This is a genomic window from Stieleria magnilauensis, from assembly GCA_007753675.1.
Lineage (GTDB): Bacteria > Planctomycetota > Planctomycetia > Pirellulales > Pirellulaceae > Stieleria > Stieleria magnilauensis.
Window position 1 is genome coordinate 7,496,196 of record CP036432.1, and the last position, 17,993, is coordinate 7,514,188.

General features: G+C 59.0%; 12 protein-coding genes. 3 read left to right on the top strand and 9 right to left on the bottom strand.

Translation table 11 applies throughout. From position 1 onward, the window contains the following. Positions 1 to 307 precede the first annotated feature (307 nt). The 3 genes from TBK1r_RS26700 to TBK1r_RS26710 are packed head-to-tail and all read right to left on the bottom strand — an operon-like array spanning position 308 to position 3,176. On the bottom strand, positions 308 to 1,558 hold the full coding sequence (locus TBK1r_RS26700) for an MlaD family protein (RefSeq protein WP_145217840.1): 1,251 nt from the start codon (positions 1,556 to 1,558) through the stop codon (positions 308 to 310). A gap of 2 nt (positions 1,559 to 1,560) precedes the next feature. Next, positions 1,561 to 2,364 carry an ABC transporter ATP-binding protein gene (locus TBK1r_RS26705; protein WP_145217842.1) on the bottom strand — a complete coding sequence of 268 codons (804 nt, stop codon included), beginning with the start codon at positions 2,362 to 2,364 and terminating at the stop codon, positions 1,561 to 1,563. After that, entirely contained in the window at positions 2,361 to 3,176 is an 816-nt protein-coding gene (locus TBK1r_RS26710) for an MlaE family ABC transporter permease (RefSeq protein WP_236649088.1), read from the bottom strand. The genes TBK1r_RS26705 and TBK1r_RS26710 overlap by 4 nt, the downstream gene beginning before the upstream one ends. A 431-nt stretch (positions 3,177 to 3,607) precedes the next feature. On the opposite strand from TBK1r_RS26710, the gene ileS reads away from it, so the two are divergent. Then, entirely contained in the window at positions 3,608 to 7,117 is a 3,510-nt protein-coding gene (gene ileS, locus TBK1r_RS26715) for an isoleucine--tRNA ligase (RefSeq protein ID WP_145217844.1), read from the top strand. Further along, on the top strand, positions 7,114 to 7,698 hold the full coding sequence (purN, locus tag TBK1r_RS26720) for a phosphoribosylglycinamide formyltransferase (protein WP_145217846.1): 585 nt from the start codon (positions 7,114 to 7,116) through the stop codon (positions 7,696 to 7,698). Before ileS ends, purN begins: the two co-directional genes overlap by 4 nt. Positions 7,699 to 7,716: 18 nt before the next feature. On the opposite strand, the gene TBK1r_RS39115 is transcribed toward purN, so the two are convergent. Beyond that, the gene (locus tag TBK1r_RS39115; RefSeq protein WP_419580431.1) at positions 7,717 to 7,848 is read right to left on the bottom strand and encodes a hypothetical protein; all 132 of its coding nucleotides are present in this window, start codon (positions 7,846 to 7,848) and stop codon (positions 7,717 to 7,719) included. Between the two features lie 238 nt (positions 7,849 to 8,086). Beyond that, positions 8,087 to 9,538 (bottom strand): sigma-54-dependent transcriptional regulator, encoded by a 1,452-nt coding sequence (locus TBK1r_RS26725; protein ID WP_145217848.1) that lies wholly within the window; start codon positions 9,536 to 9,538, stop codon positions 8,087 to 8,089. A gap of 306 nt (positions 9,539 to 9,844) precedes the next feature. On the opposite strand from TBK1r_RS26725, the gene TBK1r_RS26730 reads away from it, so the two are divergent. Beyond that, positions 9,845 to 10,486 (top strand): response regulator transcription factor, encoded by a 642-nt coding sequence (locus TBK1r_RS26730; protein ID WP_372895148.1) that lies wholly within the window; start codon positions 9,845 to 9,847, stop codon positions 10,484 to 10,486. Positions 10,487 to 10,491: 5 nt separating this feature from the next. On the opposite strand, the gene TBK1r_RS26735 is transcribed toward TBK1r_RS26730, so the two are convergent. From TBK1r_RS26735 to TBK1r_RS26750, 4 genes are read right to left on the bottom strand one after another with little or no spacing between them, the layout of a single operon-like run. Then, positions 10,492 to 12,099, bottom strand: coding sequence for a sulfite reductase subunit alpha (locus TBK1r_RS26735; protein WP_145217852.1), 1,608 nt, complete (start codon positions 12,097 to 12,099; stop codon positions 10,492 to 10,494). A gap of 55 nt (positions 12,100 to 12,154) precedes the next feature. Beyond that, positions 12,155 to 13,969 (bottom strand): NirA family protein, encoded by a 1,815-nt coding sequence (locus TBK1r_RS26740; RefSeq protein WP_419580432.1) that lies wholly within the window; start codon positions 13,967 to 13,969, stop codon positions 12,155 to 12,157. A gap of 18 nt (positions 13,970 to 13,987) precedes the next feature. Continuing rightward, positions 13,988 to 16,264, bottom strand: a complete 2,277-nt coding sequence (locus TBK1r_RS26745; protein ID WP_145217857.1) for a molybdopterin oxidoreductase family protein — start codon at positions 16,262 to 16,264, stop codon at positions 13,988 to 13,990. Positions 16,265 to 16,276: 12 nt separating this feature from the next. After that, a complete protein-coding gene (locus tag TBK1r_RS26750) occupies positions 16,277 to 17,989 on the bottom strand; it encodes a DmsC/YnfH family molybdoenzyme membrane anchor subunit (RefSeq protein WP_145217859.1) in 1,713 nt (570 codons plus the stop codon). Between the last annotated feature and the right edge of the window lie 4 nt (positions 17,990 to 17,993).

Sequence of the window (17,993 nt, forward strand, 5' to 3'; positions counted from 1 at the left end):
TCGGGGGATCTGTCAGCAGAACCGGGGATTCGGTGTGAAAAAGGCAGAATGATGGGGGCAAAACAATGGGGGCAAAACAATGGGGGCAAAACAATGGGGGCAGAATGATACGGGGCAGAATGATGGAGTAGCAGCAGGGACGTCGCAGGCCTGACTCAGATCGATTGCCCCACCGCTCGACTCCCACTCTCCTTGTCTCCTTGTCTCCTTGTCTCCCCGTCTCCCCCAAACGCGGATGCAGGAGCAACCGTGACCACGCCGACCGCCACACGGCACGCCGCGTGTGAACGTGCCCGCGACGACGGTGCTACTTCAACCCCAGCCCGCTGCCGCGTTTGTCGAGTGCTCCCTTGACGCCTAATTGGCGTGGGTCGCGGGCGATTTTGTCGCTGAAGATTCGCACGTCGTCCAGGATCGGTCGGATCTTGGCGGTTGCCAATTCGACGTTTTCGATCGTGCGTCGGATCTGCCAGTAGATGTCTTCATCATCGAGCAACCGGCGGATCGTTCCGTTGCTATTGTTCAACCCGACGCCGAATCGTTCAACTTCCAGCAAGGTTCGGTCCAGGTTGGCCAAGCTTTTCAGGACTTGGACCACCAATTGATCGCTGTTTTCTGCGATCGGATCGGTGATGGTTTCGATGTTTTCAATCGCTCCCTGAGCGGATTCGATCGCGTCGCGGACGCTGTCGATAGTTTGGTCGACGTTCTGAACCGTTTTCTCCGCCGCGACGCCGACGTTTTCGAATCGTTGTCCGACGCGTTCAAAACTCTCGAACGTCTTTTGTGTCGATTGCAATGTGGTTTGGGCTTCGGTCAGCACGAGCGGAAGCTCACGAAGCGCTTCGGCCAGGCTGTCACGCAGTTCCGGATTGCCGATCACGTTGCGAATGTCACGCATCGCACCCTGAAACTCGATCAGCGCGTTTCGGGCGTCTTGTGCAACGTTGCCCATCTGGCCTTCGGCGTTCTGGACCACACCGTCCGCGTTCTGGACGAGTTGATTGACGTTGTCACCGACCGATTGCAAGGCTCCGCTTGCGGACTGTACCGCCTCCAGTGTTTCACGGACTTCGTCTTCCAAGTTGAACACCAAACTGAAGGGGTCGGAGGCCGGTGTTCCATAAGAGATTAGCTGTTCGTCGGTGTACTTTTCATCGCGAATCGTCTGCAATCGTTCTTTATGGATCTCCTGCAATTCGTCTTCGGTTCCTTTGACGAACTCCAGTTTCGCATCTCCGGTGATGATCGATTTCGTTTTGATTTTGGGAAGGTATTCATGTGTCAAGTTGTTCTGGTATTTGGGATCGATGCCGATGGTCAGCAAGACATCGTTCTCACGCAGTTCTTTGTCGATGACGCGTCCGATTTCAACACCCCGCAACAGCACTGGCGAGTTGGAATTGATGCCCTCTGCGGTCGGAAACTGAACCAGCAGTCGGAATTCACCGGTCAGCACGCGCGGCACGGCCCCGAACAAAAACGTCAAGATGATTCCGATTCCGATGGCGGCGATGACCAGTACGCCGACGCCGAATTTCAGTCTGCTATCGTCCATGATTAACCCGTTATCTCCATCAGACGCTGACCGGCTTCGCCGCGAACGAATTGACGCACCCGCTCGTCTTTGCATTGATCCAGCCCAGCGGGTGGACCATCGTAGAGCACCTGTGGTTCGTCTTTGTCCAGTCTTGCTCGCGGGTAAAACATCAACACGCGGTCAGACACCTTTTGGGCCGTTCGCATGTCGTGCGTGACGATCACACTGGTGACCGGATAGCGACGGCGGACGTCCAGCATCAGTTCATTGATCACGTCGCTCATGATCGGATCCAGCCCCGTCGTCGGCTCATCGTAGACGACCAATTCGGGCTGCAAAATAATCGCGCGGGCAATCCCGACACGCTTGCGCATCCCGCCGCTCAATTCACTCGGTCGTTTCGAAATCACCGTGGGCGGCAGTCCTACTTCTTGAAGGTGTTTTAAGACGCGTTCGTGAATCTCGTCATCATCGGCGGTGGTCGATTGCCGCATCGGAAACGCGACGTTGTCAAAAATCGTCATGCTGTCGAACAGTGCCGCATTTTGAAAGACGAACCCGAACCGTCGGCGGACGTCGCTGAGCGCCGGCGGCGACAGTGTTGAAAGGTCGTGCCCGTCAAAACGAAGCGTTCCCCGAGTCGGTGGGATCAGCCCAACGATCGTTTTCATGAACACGGTTTTGCCGCAACCGCTTTCACCGATCACCGCAACCGTCTCGCCGGCTTCGATCGAAACACTAATGTCTTTCAAAATCTTTTGGCCGTGAAAATCGACATGCAAATGCTGTACGTCGATCAGATGTTCCGCCGCAGGGTCACTCATAGGATGTTCGCTCCCGCGGGGTACATGGCGAAATAGATTTTGTCCAAGATGATGTTCAAGAACAAATCAATGGCCAAGATCATCACGAACGAATACACGAACGCCTGCGTCGCCGCTTTGCCGACGCCCTCGGCGCCCGGTTTGCAATGAAATCCTTGGTAACAGCTGATCACGGCGATCATCCCGCCAAAGAAAACGCTCTTGAAAATCCCGCTGAATAAATCGAATCCGACCACGCCGTCGCGGGAGTGCGTCAGATAGGCCGCATGATCGATGTCCAACACCATCACGCTGTAGAAGTAACCGCCGACGATGCCCATGAAATCCGCCATGATCGTCAGCGCCGGAATCAAAAAGATGCAGGCCAAGAACCGAGGCACCACCAGGTAGTGAATCGGATCGGCACCCATCGTCGTCAGCGCGTCGATTTGTTCGGTCACACGCATCGTCCCCAACACGGCCGCCATCGCGCTGCCGACCCGGCCGGCTAACATCGTCGCGGCCAGCACTGGACCCAGCTCACGGACCAGCGAGGTGTTGATCACGACACCCAGATGGCTTTCCAATCCGATCGCGTGAAACTGGTAATAACTTTGAACGGCCAGCACCATTCCGATGAAGGTTCCCGTCAACGCCACCACCGGCAGACTGAGCACACCGATTTGATAAAAGTTCACCAGCAACGTGCCACGCTGCGGCAACCGTGTGAAAATCCAAACCAGCATCTGCCAAGCGAACAGGGCGATGTCGCCGACCGTCGCCACGCCATTGACGACCGCCGCTCCCCACTGAACCACCCAGGCGTAAAGCATGTCCCGTATCGTGACGGACCCGTTCTCGGGCCGTCGTGGCGCTGGATCGTTTTGTGTGGAAACCGAAAGCGACATCAACTGGACAGCGAGAGTTTGGGGGGCGGAGCGTCGAGTCGAAGCTACACAAACAAGTTTATCGGCAAGGTTGACTTTGCGGATGAGTGAAAATGTGCGGGGGTGGTGGCGGCAGTCGGGCGGCGAGCCGCCAACAGGAGTTCGTGCCGGGATAGGACCCATGCGACCGATAGGACTCATGCGTCCTATTTGTCCCATTGGTCCTGTTTCGTCGCTGGCTCATCAGGGGCACGATGATCCCGCCAAAACCGATCCGCGTTCCCCCCAATACTCCGCCTACGTCAAACGCCGAAATCCCATTACAATCCCGCTTCGCATTCGCTCCGAAAAACCCGTTTCAGCTTCCCATGACAACGATGTCTGACTCCGCTGCCCCGTTTCGTGCCGCCCCCGCCAGCCCCAAATTTCCGGCTCTGGAAGAGCAGATTCTGGAGTTTTGGCAGCAAAACGACGTCTACAAGCGATCCTTGGAGCGCCGCGCTGATGCACCTCCCTTTGTGTTTTTCGAAGGCCCCCCGACAGCCAACGGGATGCCCCACCCGGGCCACTGTCTGACCCGCGCGATCAAGGACGTCTTTCCCCGCTACAAGACGATGCGGGGCTTCCGTTGCGAACGAAAAGCGGGCTGGGACACGCACGGGTTGCCGGTCGAAGTCGAGGTCGGCAAAGAGTTGGGGATCCACAGCAAGGAAGAAATCGAGGCCTATGGTGTCGAGCCCTTCATCCAAAAATGCCAGCAATCGGTCTGGCGTTACATGCAGGAGTGGCAGCGGCTGACCGAGCGACTGGGATTCTGGGTCGATCTCGAACAGGCCTACGTGACCTATCACCAGAGTTACGTCGAGAGTGTTTGGTGGAGTCTGAAAAACCTGTTTGATCGCGGGCTGCTCTACCAAGGCCACAAGATCGTCTGGTGGTGGGCTCAGGGTGGCACGGCCCTCTCGGCAGGGGAGGTAGGCCAGGGCTATCGGGAGGTCGCCGATCCGAGCGTGTATGTGAAATTTCCGCTGGTGGATCAACCGGCGCGAAGTCTGCTGGTCTGGACGACAACCCCGTGGACGTTGCCCAGCAACATGTACGCCGCCGTTCATCCCGAACTGGAGTACTCGTTGGTCAAGCACGGCGAAACCGGCGAAGAGTTTTATCTGGCGTCGGCGTTGGTCGAAAAAATCGCCGACAAGGCGAAGTGCGAATTCGAGGTTTTGGAAACGTGTCGCGGCACCGATCTGATCGGTCTTCGCTACACGCCGCCGTTTGACGGCTACCTGAAATCGACCGGCGACCCGATCGGGACATTGAAGGCCGCCAGCGGTGACTCCAAAACCGAGCACCACTACTGGCGCGTCGTTGCGGCCGACTTTGTCACCACCGACAGCGGTTCGGGCATCGTCCACCAAGCGGCGGCGTTCGGCGAAGTCGACTATGAAGTCTATGACGAACAACGGCGACGTTTTGTCGAAGGCGAACAACCCGAATTGCTCTGCGCGGTCGGCCCGGACGGAAAATTCAACGAAGCGGTTGCGGACGCGTTCCTCGGTGTCTGGGTCAAAGACGCCGACAAAGCACTCGCACGCGACCTCAAAGACCGCGGGTTGATGTTCTTGCAGGAACAGTACCTGCACGATTACCCGTTCTGTTGGCGGGCCGATCAAGATCCGCTGATCCAATACCCACGCCGCAGCTGGTTCATTCGCACGACCAAGTTCCGTGACTTGATGCTGAAGAACAATTCCCAGATCGGTTGGCAGCCCGAACACATTCGTGACGGGCGGTTCGGGAACTTTCTCGAATCGAACGTCGATTGGGCGCTGTCGCGCGAACGCTACTGGGGCACGCCGCTGCCGATCTGGGTTTGCGAAGAAACCGGGCGGATGGAAGCCGTCGGCAATTACGAGGAATTGCTCGCCAAACCGGGGATCCAAGGCACCGAAGTCTGGCTGGAAGCCAAAGCGGCCAATCCGGAACTGGTCGACGATCTGCGGGTCCACAAACCGTACATCGACGAAGTCACTTATGATTCGCCGTTTGCCGATGGCAAACGGATGCGACGGGTCAGCGAAGTCATCGATTGCTGGTATGACAGCGGTGCGATGCCGTTCGCCCAGTGGGGGTGGCCGCACACCGGTGACCAACAATTCCAGTCACAATTCCCCGCCGACTTCATCAGCGAAGCGATCGATCAGACCCGTGGCTGGTTCTACAGCCAACTGGCGATCGCAACGATGCTGTTCGGTGAAGGGGCATCGGTCGCCGAACCGGGGACCGACGTCGAAGCGCTGAAGGTCAAAGAGCTCGACTACCCGCTGCCGTTCCGCAACTGCATCGTGCTCGGTCTGATGCTTTCCCAGTGGTGGGAGCATGAAGACGACCAGAAAAAGAAAACGATCCTGTTGGAAGAGTCCGAGACCAAGCAACATCCCGGCAAGAAATTCAACAAGCAAGTCGGCAAGATGTCCAAGAGCCTGCGGAACTACCGTAGCCCCGAAGAGATCTTTGACCGCTACGGGGCCGACGCGCTGCGGTGGTACCTGTTTGCCAATCAGGCGCCGTGGAATTCCATCATCTATGCCGAGCAGTCGATCAAGGATTCGATCCCTGAGTTCCTGCTTCGACTGTGGAACACCTTCAGCTTCTTCACGATCTATGCAGAGATCGACGGGTTTGATCCGCGTGACGCCGTCGCCGCCGACGAGCAACTGACGCCGGGGTCGCTGGCGTCGGCGCCAAAATACCGGCCGGCATCCCAGCGTAGCGAGATCGATCGTTGGATTCTGTCGGAACTCAACCAGGCGACCGCCAAGGTGATCGACCGCATGGACGCGCTGGACAACTACAACGCCTGCCAAGCGATTTCGACGCTCTTGGACGGATTGAGCAACTGGTACGTCCGCCGCAGCCGCGATCGGTTTTGGGCCGCCGACAAGGATTCGCAAGAGAAACATGACGCCTATTGGACGCTGTATGAAACGCTGTTGGAGCTGGTCAAGCTGGCTGCGCCCTTCACGCCGTTTCTGGCCGATACGCTTTGGCAACGTCTGACCGAACCCTTCGGCGACAAGACGTTGTGCAGCGTCCACCTCTGTGATTTCCCCGAGGTCGACGCCGAACGGATCGATACCGATCTGTCCGACTCGATGCGACTGTTGCGCGAGATCGCTTCGCTGGGACGCGCCGCACGGGCCAGTGAAAAGTTGAAGGTGCGTTTGCCGCTGTCGGAAGTCACGGTGATTCTGACCGACGATTCCCAGATCGCTTGGCTGCAAAACCACGACGCCCTGGTGCGTGAAGAGTTGAACGTCAAAACCGTTCATTACACGACCGAAGGCGACCAGTATGTCCAATACACGGTCGTGCCGAACTTCAAACGACTCGGTCCGAAAGTTGGCAAGCAGGTGCCGGCGGTCAAGAAGGCACTCGCCGATGCCGACGGAAACGCATTGCTGAGCCAGTTGCAATCCGACGGCGTTGTGAAACTGCAGCTCGGCGAAAACACGATCGAGTTGGACGGGGACGACATCGAAGTCCGTTTGCAAGCCAAAGAGGGCTGGGCCGCCGCACAGGGGCTCGGGTCCGTCGTCGTGTTGCACACCGAGGTCACCCCGGAACTGCAACGCGAAGGAATCGCCAACGATCTGATTCGCGTGATCCAGAATCAACGCAAGGCGATCGATTGCCAGTACACCGATCGGATCCGCGTCGCCGTCGCTTCGGCCAGTGATGAGGTGACCCAAGCGATCGAGGAACACGGGGCGAACATCTGCAACGAAACGCTGGCCGACTCGTTGGAGATCGGCTCGATCAAAGGTGGCGATTCGGCTGCGTCGGAACACGGTGAAGTGTTCGTCGCTAAGGCGACCGCGTCATGAGCGGAGACCCGACCCAACTGCCGATCGCCGTGTTTCTAAGCGGCGGCGGCAGGACGCTGGAAAACCTGTTGCGGCATCGCGACGAGCACGAGCTGCCGATCGATGTCCGTTTGGTGATCAGCAGTCGTGACGGTGTCCGTGGCATCGACATCGCTCAGAACGATGGCATCGAGACGCTGGTGGTTCGCAAGCGTGACCATGACGATGCGAGCTACAGTGACGCGATGTTTGAACCGGTCCGCTGCTGCGGTGCGAAGTACGTGGTGATGGCGGGGTTTTTGAAGCACGTGTTGATTCCCGACGATTTCGAAAACCGCGTGATCAACATTCATCCGTCGCTGTTGCCGGCGTTCGGGGGCCAAGGCATGTATGGCCACAACGTTCACGCCGCGGCGATCGAGCGTGGTGTCACGATCAGCGGTTGCACCGTGCACTTCGTCGATAATCAGTACGACCATGGTCCGATCATCTTGCAACGCGCCTGCGAAGTGCGTGCCGAGGACACGCCCGACAGCCTCGCCGCCCGGGTGTTCGAGCAAGAATGCGAAGCATTGCCGGCGGCGCTGCGGACGCTGCTCTGAGACAACGTCTTTCACAATTCACAGTGCAGTGGGGTAAGCATCTTGCTTGCCTTGCTCGTCGGCTTCGCCGACGACCCCGCGAGGCGGGTGCTTCTGGGCCAGGGTGTTGCCAGGCAGAGCCTGGGAGCAGGACTGCAGTGGGGTAAGCATCTTGCTTGCCTTGCTCGTCGGCTTTGCCGACGACCCTGCGAGGCAGGGCCTCCGGGCCAATGTGTTGCCAGGCGGAGCTTTGGAGTAAGATCGGGAGGTCACGCGGAGCGTGACGTAAGGCAAGCTGGAAGCTTACCCCACTTTTATCTCCCGCTTGTTCCCAGGCGGATTGGAGGAAGAGGACCGGGAGGTCACGCGGAGCGTGACGTAGGGCAAGCTGGAAGCTTACCCCACTTGGTTAGCCTTCCAGGGCGAATTGCAGCCGTGGATCGTCCAGACCCAGACGCTTCATCTTTTTGTAGAGCGTCGTGCGATTGATCTCCAAGGCATCGGCCGTTGCGGCTCGGTTCCAATTGTGGCGGCGGAGGGAATGCAGGATGATCTCGCGCTCGGGGCCTTCGAGTGCTTCGCGTAGACTCTTGTTTTGATAACTGGCCGGTGTCATCGCGAACGGCTTGACCGTGTTTTCGCCGGCGGCCTGTGGGATCGCCGATGCCAGCGGATCAGCCACGCGGCCCAAGATCTCCGGCGGCAGATCTTCCAGTGTCAGCACGTTGTCGCGAGAGAGCAGCACCGCACGTTCGACGACGTTTTGCAATTGTCGAACATTGCCGGGCCAACGATACGATTGCAGGGTCGCCATGGCGTGTTGATCAAAGCCTTCGATTTCCCGACCGCACGTTTCAGCCGCCTCGCGCAGGAAGTGGTCGACCAACAAGGGAATGTCGCCGACACGCTCACGCAGTGATGGCAGGACGATGTTGACGACGTTGATCCGGTAGTACAGATCCTGTCGAAACGAACCCTCGGTCACCGCACGGGACAGGTCTTCGTTGGTCGCCAGGATCACACGGGTATCGACCGAGTGTGTGTGCGTGCCGCCGAGTTGTTCGAATTGAAATTCCTGAAGCACACGCAGCAGTTTGACTTGCATCGCCGCGGTCGCGGTTCCGATTTCGTCGAGAAACAAGGTGCCCTTGTCGGCCAATTGAAACTTGCCGACCCGGTCGCCGCTGGCACCGGTGAAGGCGCCTTTGACGTGGCCGAACAATTCGCTCTCGAGCAGATTGTCCGGTAGTGCCCCACAGGCGACTTCGACGAACGGTTTGCCACGGCGGGAACTACGTTCGTGGATCGCGCGGGCGATCATGCTTTTACCCGTTCCGTTTTCGCCGGTGATCAGGATCGATGCCCTGGCATCGGCCACACTGTCGATCACATCGAAGATTTTCATCATTCGATAGTCGTGACTGAGAATGTTCTCCAGCCCGCTTCGGCTATCGAGCCGCTGACGAAGCTTCTGGTTCTCCAGCGTGATGTCTCGTTGAGAAACGGCGCGGCTGATCGCCAAGTTCAATTCGTCGTCGATCAGCGGCTTGGTCAGCAAGTCGAACGCGCCGGCTTTGATCGCTTCGATCGCCGTGTCGGGGGTCGCGTATCCGGTCATCACCAGCACCGTGGTTTCCGGGTGCTTTTGCCGTGTGTGGTGAATCAGCTCGAACCCGTCTTCGTCACGCAGGCGGAGATCCGTGATCACCAAGTCGAAGCGATGTTCATCCTGGCTCGCCTTGGCGCCGTTTAAACAGTCCGCAATGTGGACCGTGTGCCCGATTTCCCGCAGCCATTCGGCCATCGACTGGACCAAGTGCCAATCATCGTCGACAAGCAAAATGGAGGCGGGTTGATTCATGTCGGGCGTGGGGATCGTGCGAGGAATGGGGCCGAGCGCGGTGCAGCGCGTTCTCTCTCACGTTTTCCTAGGTCGCCGTTAGCGTCAGGGCAAAATCCAAATCACGCGTTTCATTCTGCCTGCCCCCCGATCTTACCCCTGCCGTAGTGAACTTGTACTTATTTTAGGGGGTAGGGGTGGGGCGATATGCGAAAAATTCTCGTATTAACCCCACACTCCAGGCGCAAATACGCCATTTTTAGGAGTGTTCGCTCCTGGCGTTTGCAGGAGCGGTTTGGAATCAAAACAGAGGCACGTAGGATCGCAATGTCGTTAAAAACGCTGGTCGTCGACGACCATGAAGCAGCTCGTCTCGGGCTCATGGAATTATTGGTCGGGACGGCGATCAGTGTCGCGCAAACGGTTCCCGACGGTGAGAGCGCGCTGCGGTATCTGGACGAAGACCGCTTCGACGCGGTGCTGATCGATGTTCAGATGAAGAAGATGGATGGTTTGACGCTGTTAACGTCGATTCGCCAAGCGCATCCCAACTTGCCGGTCGTCCTGATCAGCGCGTACGACTACCCCGTTTACCTTGCCCGCGCGGTTGCCAATGGGGCTCACGATTACGTGCTCAAGAGTGATTCGGCAACCAAGATCGAACAGACGCTCAGTCATGCGTGTGAGAACGGATCGGCGTACCCGGGCGGTCGTCTGGACAACGTCCGCAAAAAGATGTCCGAGACGATCCGCTCGACACAACTTCCGCCGGAATTGCCGGTGACGTCTCGCGAGGCCCAGGTGCTCCGTCACATCGCGTTCGGGTTGAGCAACCGGGAGATCGCCAAGTCGTTGGGGATCAGTGTCGAGACCGTCAAGGAACACGTGCAGAACATCTTGCGCAAGACGGGGGCCTCGGATCGCACCGACGTTGCGGTCCGGGCCGTTCGTCTGGGGTTGGTCGACTAGAAGTCTTAATACACGTCGCGGACGTAGCGTTTCTCTTTGCTCAGTTTCGCGACATAGTCGGCGGCGGCCTGTTCGGACAGCCCGCCTTGGGAGGCGATGATCGACTTGAGCGTGCGATCGACGTCGACGGCCATGCGGCTGGCGTCGCCACAAACGTAGAAATGGGCTCCCGCTTGCAGCCAGCTCCACAGTTCGGCAGCGTTCTGCTTCATGCGATCTTGGACATAGACTTTTTCCGTCCCGTCGCGACTGAACGCCGTGTCCAACCGGGTTAACAATCCGGAGTCGAGGTACGACTGCAATTCCTGCTGGTACAAGAAGTCGGTGGCGGCATGTTGGTCGCCGAAGAACAACCAATTCTTGCCCGTCGCCTTGGTCGCCTCTCGATCTTGCAGAAACGCCAAGAACGGAGCGATGCCGGTTCCCGGACCGACCATGATCATCGGCTTGGTGGGATCGGCAGGGACGGTGAACCCGCCGTGATTGGCTTGCGTGAACACGCGGAGGGTCGCTCCGGGTTCCAAGCGATCGGCGAGCATCGTGCTGGCGGCGCCCTTTCGCAATCGTCCGTTTCGATCGTAGGTGACTTTGCCAACGGTCAGATGGACCTGGTTGCCGACGCACGCTTGGCTACTGGCGATCGAATACAGTCGCGGGTTCAAGGGCGAGAGTGTTTCGAGAAACTCGGTGGCACTGATCGGCACATCGCCTGCCAGCTGCAAGACATCCAAAACGTCAAAGCCCTCCGGTGCACCTTCTTCGAGCATTTGTGAGAGCTGCGATTTTATTTCTGGATCGGAAACACGGCTCAGTGCCAGTTCCAATAACTCGTCGCTCGGGTCTCTCAGGCAAAAGTCTTCGCGGAGCGCGTTGGCGAGTGATTTGGGGTCGCCCGCCGGGGTGACGGTCAGCAGATTGGGATCGGCGCCGATGGCCGCGACGATGGTTTCGACCAATTCGTCACAGTTGGTCGGGTAGATTCCCAGCGCGTCACCGACGTCGTATTTGATTCCTGAATCTGCCAGATCGATGGCGATGTGTCGTGTGTCTTTGGCCGAGCCTTCACCGTTAAGCGGTCTCGATTCGATCAACTTGGCTACGTACGGCGTTTTCCGCGAGTATCCCGGTTGCGACGACCCGTTGGCCGCGCTGCCGTTGGCCGGTTTGACGGGCGATGCGCCGCTGTCACCGGATTCCTTGAGCACCTGTTTGATCATTTTCGCGGTTTCTTTCCCGCCGGGACTGCAGAGCGTCAGGTTGGTTTCTTCCCCCGATGCGATGGCTTCGCTGTAGGACTTGCAAAGGTAGCCGCAGGAACCACAATCCAATTGCGCCATCGCCGCCATCAAGCGTCGCTCGACGGGCTTGCCGTCGGCCAACTGCATGCGATCGACGATCGGCAGTGAATCGTCGTGCCAGGGAAAGTCTTCCTCTTCTTCCTTGTTCTGTTCGACAACACCCGGCAACGCGTCGGCTGAAAGGCCGGCGGCGTTCATCACGGCCGAGGCGTCGCCGCCGGGTTGCATGCCCATCATGCCTGAGAAAAAACCGTTCAGCCAGGCACGTTGTTCGTCGTTGAAAGGTGCCGTTTCAGGAATAAAGCTGGTTGTCATGGCGGTCAATTGGGGGAAGGAGTCGAATCTTCTTGGGTTGTCAGTGGAGAGCGGTTCAAACCAAGGCTCTGGCGAGGGCCTTCAATTCGTCATCGGAGGATCGAGACGTGAATTCAACAAACGTCTCGCCCTCGTGTCGTTGTTCCAGATAACCGCCGATGATGGCGGAGACCAGGTCAGGCAAATCTTCGTACGCGACCGATTCAAAGATCAGCCGAGCGATGCCCTGGCGGTCGCCCCAGCCGCCGCCCAGGTGCACGTGGTACCCGTCGACCATGTCGTCGCCTTTCTCGACCTTGCAGCCGAGCAGACCGATGTCACCGATGTAGTGCTGGGCACAACTGTGATGGCAACCGGTCAGATGGATGTTGATCGGGCTGTCGAGTTTGAATTGAGACTCAAGGTGCCGGGCCAACGCCATCGCCTGGGTTTTGGTTTCTGCCGCGGCGAATTTGCAGCCGCCGCTACCGGTACAGGCCACCAGTCCGGCTCGAAAGCTGCTCGCTTCGTAACCGAGTCCGAGTTCGGTCAGTCGTTCCTTGACCGCATCGATGTCTTCGTCGGCGAGATTGGGGATCAACAGGTTTTGCCAGACCGTCAGACGGATCTCACCGTTACCAAACTCGTCGGCGATTTGCGCCAGCCCGCGAGCCTGGTCACTGGTCATGCGTCCGACCGGCAACACGACGCCGACGTAGTTCTTCTTCGTTTGGGCTTGAGGGTGAAACCCGATATGGGCCAAACGGTCCTCCGCGACCGATCGGGTCAATTTAGATTCGTCGAAACGGCCCAGTGTCCAACCGAGTTGTTCTTCGACGGCGGCGACAAATTTGTCGAATCCCCAGTCGTCCAGCACATACTTCAGTCTCGCTTTCTTGCGATCGGTGCGATCACCGGATTTGACGAAGACGCGAACGATGGCGCCGGCGACGGCCAGGCATTGGTCGGGGCGAAGCAAGACGCCGGTCGGACGGGCGAAGTCTTTGTGCCCGGTGATGCCGCCGAGGGTGAGTTGAAAGTACACGCCGGCGGGAAAGTCGGCCGTCGCGTGTTCTTCGTCGATGCGGACCGCGTGAAAGCCGATGTCGTTGGTGTCGTCCAGGGCGCTGATGGTGCCCCCGCCGTCAAACGCGATGTTGAATTTTCGCGGCAGCCCATACATTTCTCGACTGTTCAAAATGTAGTGGTGCATCCGCTTGGCCAAAGGAATCGTCTCGATCAATTCGCACGTGTCGATACCCGATAGCGGACTTGCCGTGCAGTTGCGGATGTTGTCACCGCCCGAACCGAGGCTGACGATATCCAATTCACGCAACCCGTACAGAATGTTCATCGCTTGATCGGCGGGGATCTCGCGGTATTGCAGGTTGGCCCGAGTGGTCACGTCCATAAAACCGCCGGCCGAACGATCGGCCAGGTCAGCCAGCCCTGACAGTTGCCAGGCCCGAAGCGATCCACCCGGAATCCGCATGCGGCACATGTAGCTGTTCTGTGCCGGCGCGACGTAGAACAGACCGTGGAATTTTTGCAGGAACACGTCGGTCCCTTTGGGGAACTCGCCGGCATCACTACGGGCCTGCATCTCGTCCCAGATGTCCAGCGGGTTCTTCTCTCGTTTGGCGAGTTCTTCCTTGCAGAGTGTCTTGCCGGCGGACTCAGTTTCTTGCTGGGCGATCAGTGCGATCTTTTCGGGGCCGACCGGCAGCGTCGTCGTCGTGGTGCTGCCGACGGTGATCGATGCATCGCCGCCGCAGCTGCTGCCGTTGCTGATCACCGGCAATCCGCTGACGGCGCGCGCCACATCCGCGCCGAACGCGAATCCGGAAAGAAATTGTTTTTGTTCCTCGGTGAACGCTTTATCGTTGGACATGGTCAGACGGGTCGTTGATCAGTGGGTTGAGGCGGATGAGGCTTTGCCGATCGCCACGGCACAGTCCTTGAAACTCGGTTGCCGTGAATGGGGATCGAAATGCCGCAGTGTCAATTCATTGATGATGTCGTAGTGCATCGGGATGAACGCTTGATTTTGCTGGACGGTGGGTGTGACCATCGCGGTGACGAAGACTTCGCCGCGACGCGAACGCACCGACACCATGTCACCGTTGTGAACACCGATCAAACTGGCGTCGGTCGGATGGATTTCGACATACGGCCGCTCGGGGTAGAGCTTTCGCAGAACCTTGCTCTTGCTGGTTCGTGTTTGCGTGTGCCATTGGCTGACCGTGCCGCGACCGGACATCAACAGCGTCGGGTAGTCTTGGTCCGGCGGTTCGGGCATCGGAGTGATGTTGTCCACGATCAATCGCGCCTTGGCGTCCGGATGACAGAACGATCCGTCGGCAAACAGTCGACGTTCCTGGGGCGGCGTCGCGTGTGCCGCTGCGTCTTCACGCGACCATGGCCACTGGATGCCGCCGCATTGATCCAGCTGCCGATAGCCCTTGATTCCACTGATGTCACAGGGGCGGCCTTCGCTGGCCGCTTGCATTTTTTCGAACACGGCTTCGGGGTGTGTCCAATCAGCAAACATGGCTTCGACACCCCAGTAGGCGGCGATGGCACGAAAGATCTGGAAATCCGCCAGCGCTTCTCCGGGGGCTTTGCGGACTTTCTTGAGCAGCCCGTACCGCCGTTCGCTGTTGATGAACGTGCCTTCTTTTTCGCCCCAACCCGCCGCCGGCAACACCAAATCGGCGTGTTGTGCGGTCGCGGTGGATGCGTACATGTCTTGCACCACCAGGAAGTCGAGCTTGTCGAGCAACTCCTTGAAGTCGCCTCGGTCGATCCAGCTGTGTGCCGGGTTGGTGGCAATCACCCACAGCCCTTTGATTTCGTCGTTGCGGATCCCTTCGACGATTCGGTCGTAGGACCAACCGGTTTCGGTGGGGATTTTGTCCACATCGATCCCCAAGATGTCGGCGACACGTTGGCGATCTTCGGCCGATTCGAACTTGTGGTGGCCGAATAGGTTGGTCGTGCTGCTCCACAACCGCGAGCCCATCGCGTTGCACTGTCCGGTGATGCTGTTGGCCCCGGTTCCGGGACGTCCGATGTTGCCGGTGATCAAGGCGATGTTGATCATCGCCTGGGCGGTTCGAGTTCCCTCGTAACTTTGATTGACGCCCATCGTCCACCATAGCGACGCCGCCTTTGCCTGACCGATCGATTCGGCGGCGCGACGAATCTCGTCGGCGGAGATGCCGGCAGCGGGGCCGACGGCGTCGGGGGTAAACGCTGCGACGTGGGCGGCCAGATCATCGTATCCGGTCGTGTGTGCCGCGATGAATTCGTGATCGATCAAATCCGATGCGATCAGGTGCTGGGTGATCGCATACAGAATGGCCAGATCGTTCTTGGGACGCAGCTGCAAATGCTGGGTCGCGGCCATCGCCGTTTCGGTCCGGCGGGGATCCAGCACAATGATCTCGGGCGAATTGGGATTGCGGAGCACGCGTTCCCACATGATCGGGTGCCCGATGCAGGGGTTTGCGCCCACGAAAACCAGACAATCGCTCTGTTGGAAATCGTCATAGGTGTATGGCGGCGCGTCGAACCCGAACGATTCTTTGTAGGCGGTCACGGCGGTGGCCATGCACTGCCGCGTGTTGCCGTCGCCGTGCAACATTCCCATCCCGAACTTTGCCAGCGCGCCGAGGAACGCCATCTCTTCGCAGGGGATTTGCCCGGTGCTGAGAAACGCGACCGAATCGTTGCCGTGTTCGGATTGGATGGCCTTGAAACGTTCGGTAAAGGTCGTCAGTGCGGTGTCCCAATCGACTCGTTTGAGTTCGCCATGGGAGTCGCGCAGCAACGGGTGGGTCGCTCGGTCATCGGCGTCGAGCACCTCCAGGGCTTCCCACCCCTTGGGGCAAGCCATGCCCAGGTTGACCGGGTAATCGGTTTCGGGAGTCAACCCGACGGCTTGTCCGTCGCGGACGTGAAGCCGTAGTCCGCAACCTGTCGCACAGTAACCGCAGGCGGCCACGGTGGTTGTTTCGGCCCGCAACGACTCGGGTGTCATCCCCAGCCCATGATCGCCCGGGTTGAGCAGCAGTTCGCGGGTCATCTTGCCCGTGCGAGCCTGCAGCAGCTGGGGAAGCTCAAACGACTTCGGGCGACGCTCTTCGCTTAGTTGCGTCAATGATTTGGGGGTTCCAATGCTCATTGCGGTGGTCTCTTAAAGTGTGCCCGGCATGCGGTCGTAAACAACGCTTTGGAAATACAGCAGACGTTCCAGGTTTTCACCGGCGATCCAAACGGCGGCCGACAGCGCGGCACAGCCCGCACCGACCAGGGGCAAAAACGGACACAACATGAACGCCAGCCCGGCCAGCAGCGTGGCGACGACGGCACTGAAGTTTCTCATCCGCAACGTCTCGCCGAGATGCTGATGCACCAGCCGCCGCGAACGCCGGTCATAGGGATCCTCGGAACCGTCAGGGGCGCGATACAACCGACGTTCACGCGTCCATTTCCACCAGCCCGCAACGGCACCGGCCAAGCACAACAACGCGGCGGTGACGCCGAATCCGGTCAACGCAAACACGACCGCCGCGACGATCGGTCCGCAGGTCAGCGACGTGCCGAAGAAACGCGGCAACGTTCGCCCGCTTCGCCAAGGCCGCCGCTTGGTGGCGATGTAAATCATCGCGCTGCAATACAACCCCGCCAGCCCGACCGGAATCGACGCGACCAGCAACGCCCGTCCGGCCCAAGCGGGGATCCATTCGGTCGGAATCCATTGTTGGATCGATGTCGGGATCCAATCCCAGACCACCGGCAGCAACAGCAGCGCGATGGCACCCGCCAGCAGCCCCATGAATTTGCCCAGGACGACGGCTTCGCGACTGAGCCAACTGGTTTTTAATCCCAAGAACACACGCCACATGCGAAGCGGTTGTCCGAGGTGCAGCGGTGCGATCCCGAGGCCCATGTTGCCGATCGCGAATGCCGAAAGCGCCGCGGCGATCGGCACGGCGTCAGGGACGCTGATTCCCACCGCGGTCAACACCAAGGTGGCGAGCGATTCGGCGATCAGAATGCCGACGGCGATCTGCGTCGCGACCAGCATCACGGCCAACGGCCAATGACTTTCGGCAACCTCGTCGACGTTCTCGTCTTGGGGACGTGTCAGCGCGGGATCGAGCGAGGTTTCCGCAACATAACGTGTGGTCGGTCGCGTGATGACTGACGACGGTGACGAGGGGACGAGCGTGTCTTGCCCGGCAACTTCGACATCCCCGGTGGGAACCACGGTGATGCGAATCGCCTCGTTCGGACAGGATTGAACGCAGGCCGGTGCTTCACCAACGCTCAATCGTTGGTGGCACATGTCACACTTGCGAACGATGCCCAAGCGATCGCTGTATTGCGGCACTTCGTAGGGGCACATCATCGTGCAGTATTTGCATCCGATGCATTGGTCGTCCAAGTGGCGCACGATCCCCGTGACCGGGTCTTTGTCGTAGGCCTTGACCGGGCACCCGTTCAGGCATCCGGGGTCTTCGCAGTGGTGGCAGGCGGTGGTGACATGTTGGATCGCGGCGGCGTCGGCATAATCGGGATCGCCGATCAGCAGCGTCCCGACTCGGCGCCAGGATTCGTCTTCCTCCAATCCGTTCAGCGTGTGGCAGGCCACCACGCAGGCTTTGCATCCGCTGCACGCATTCAGATCAACTTCGAAGGCGAATTGTTCGTTCGGTCCTGGGGCCGTCGCCGGCAACAGGCTGCGATAGTATTTTTCTTGTGCCGGTGCGGTCGTCGTGCCGGACGACTCGTGGTCGGTGTGCCAGTCGCTGAACTGTTCGACGGCGCTGAGCTGTTGTTGCTCATGCAGCAGTTGCCCGACCAGTTCGGGTTGTCGGTTGACGACGGGAAGCATAGTGCTCATTGCG

What these genes read in the sequence shown, in the direction of transcription:
- TBK1r_RS26700 (WP_145217840.1), bottom strand. Translation starts at nt 1,558, where the DNA reads ATGGACGATAGCAGACTGAAATTCGGCGTCGGCGTACTGGTCATCGCC.
- TBK1r_RS26705 (WP_145217842.1), bottom strand. Translation starts at nt 2,364, where the DNA reads ATGAGTGACCCTGCGGCGGAACATCTGATCGACGTACAGCATTTGCAT.
- TBK1r_RS26710 (WP_236649088.1), bottom strand. Translation starts at nt 3,176, where the DNA reads ATGCTTTACGCCTGGGTGGTTCAGTGGGGAGCGGCGGTCGTCAATGGC.
- ileS (WP_145217844.1), top strand. Translation starts at nt 3,608, where the DNA reads ATGTCTGACTCCGCTGCCCCGTTTCGTGCCGCCCCCGCCAGCCCCAAA.
- purN (WP_145217846.1), top strand. Translation starts at nt 7,114, where the DNA reads ATGAGCGGAGACCCGACCCAACTGCCGATCGCCGTGTTTCTAAGCGGC.
- TBK1r_RS39115 (WP_419580431.1), bottom strand. Translation starts at nt 7,848, where the DNA reads ATGCTTACCCCACTGCAGTCCTGCTCCCAGGCTCTGCCTGGCAACACC.
- TBK1r_RS26725 (WP_145217848.1), bottom strand. Translation starts at nt 9,538, where the DNA reads ATGAATCAACCCGCCTCCATTTTGCTTGTCGACGATGATTGGCACTTG.
- TBK1r_RS26730 (WP_372895148.1), top strand. Translation starts at nt 9,845, where the DNA reads ATGTCGTTAAAAACGCTGGTCGTCGACGACCATGAAGCAGCTCGTCTC.
- TBK1r_RS26735 (WP_145217852.1), bottom strand. Translation starts at nt 12,099, where the DNA reads ATGACAACCAGCTTTATTCCTGAAACGGCACCTTTCAACGACGAACAA.
- TBK1r_RS26740 (WP_419580432.1), bottom strand. Translation starts at nt 13,969, where the DNA reads ATGTCCAACGATAAAGCGTTCACCGAGGAACAAAAACAATTTCTTTCC.
- TBK1r_RS26745 (WP_145217857.1), bottom strand. Translation starts at nt 16,264, where the DNA reads ATGAGCATTGGAACCCCCAAATCATTGACGCAACTAAGCGAAGAGCGT.
- TBK1r_RS26750 (WP_145217859.1), bottom strand. Translation starts at nt 17,989, where the DNA reads ATGAGCACTATGCTTCCCGTCGTCAACCGACAACCCGAACTGGTCGGG.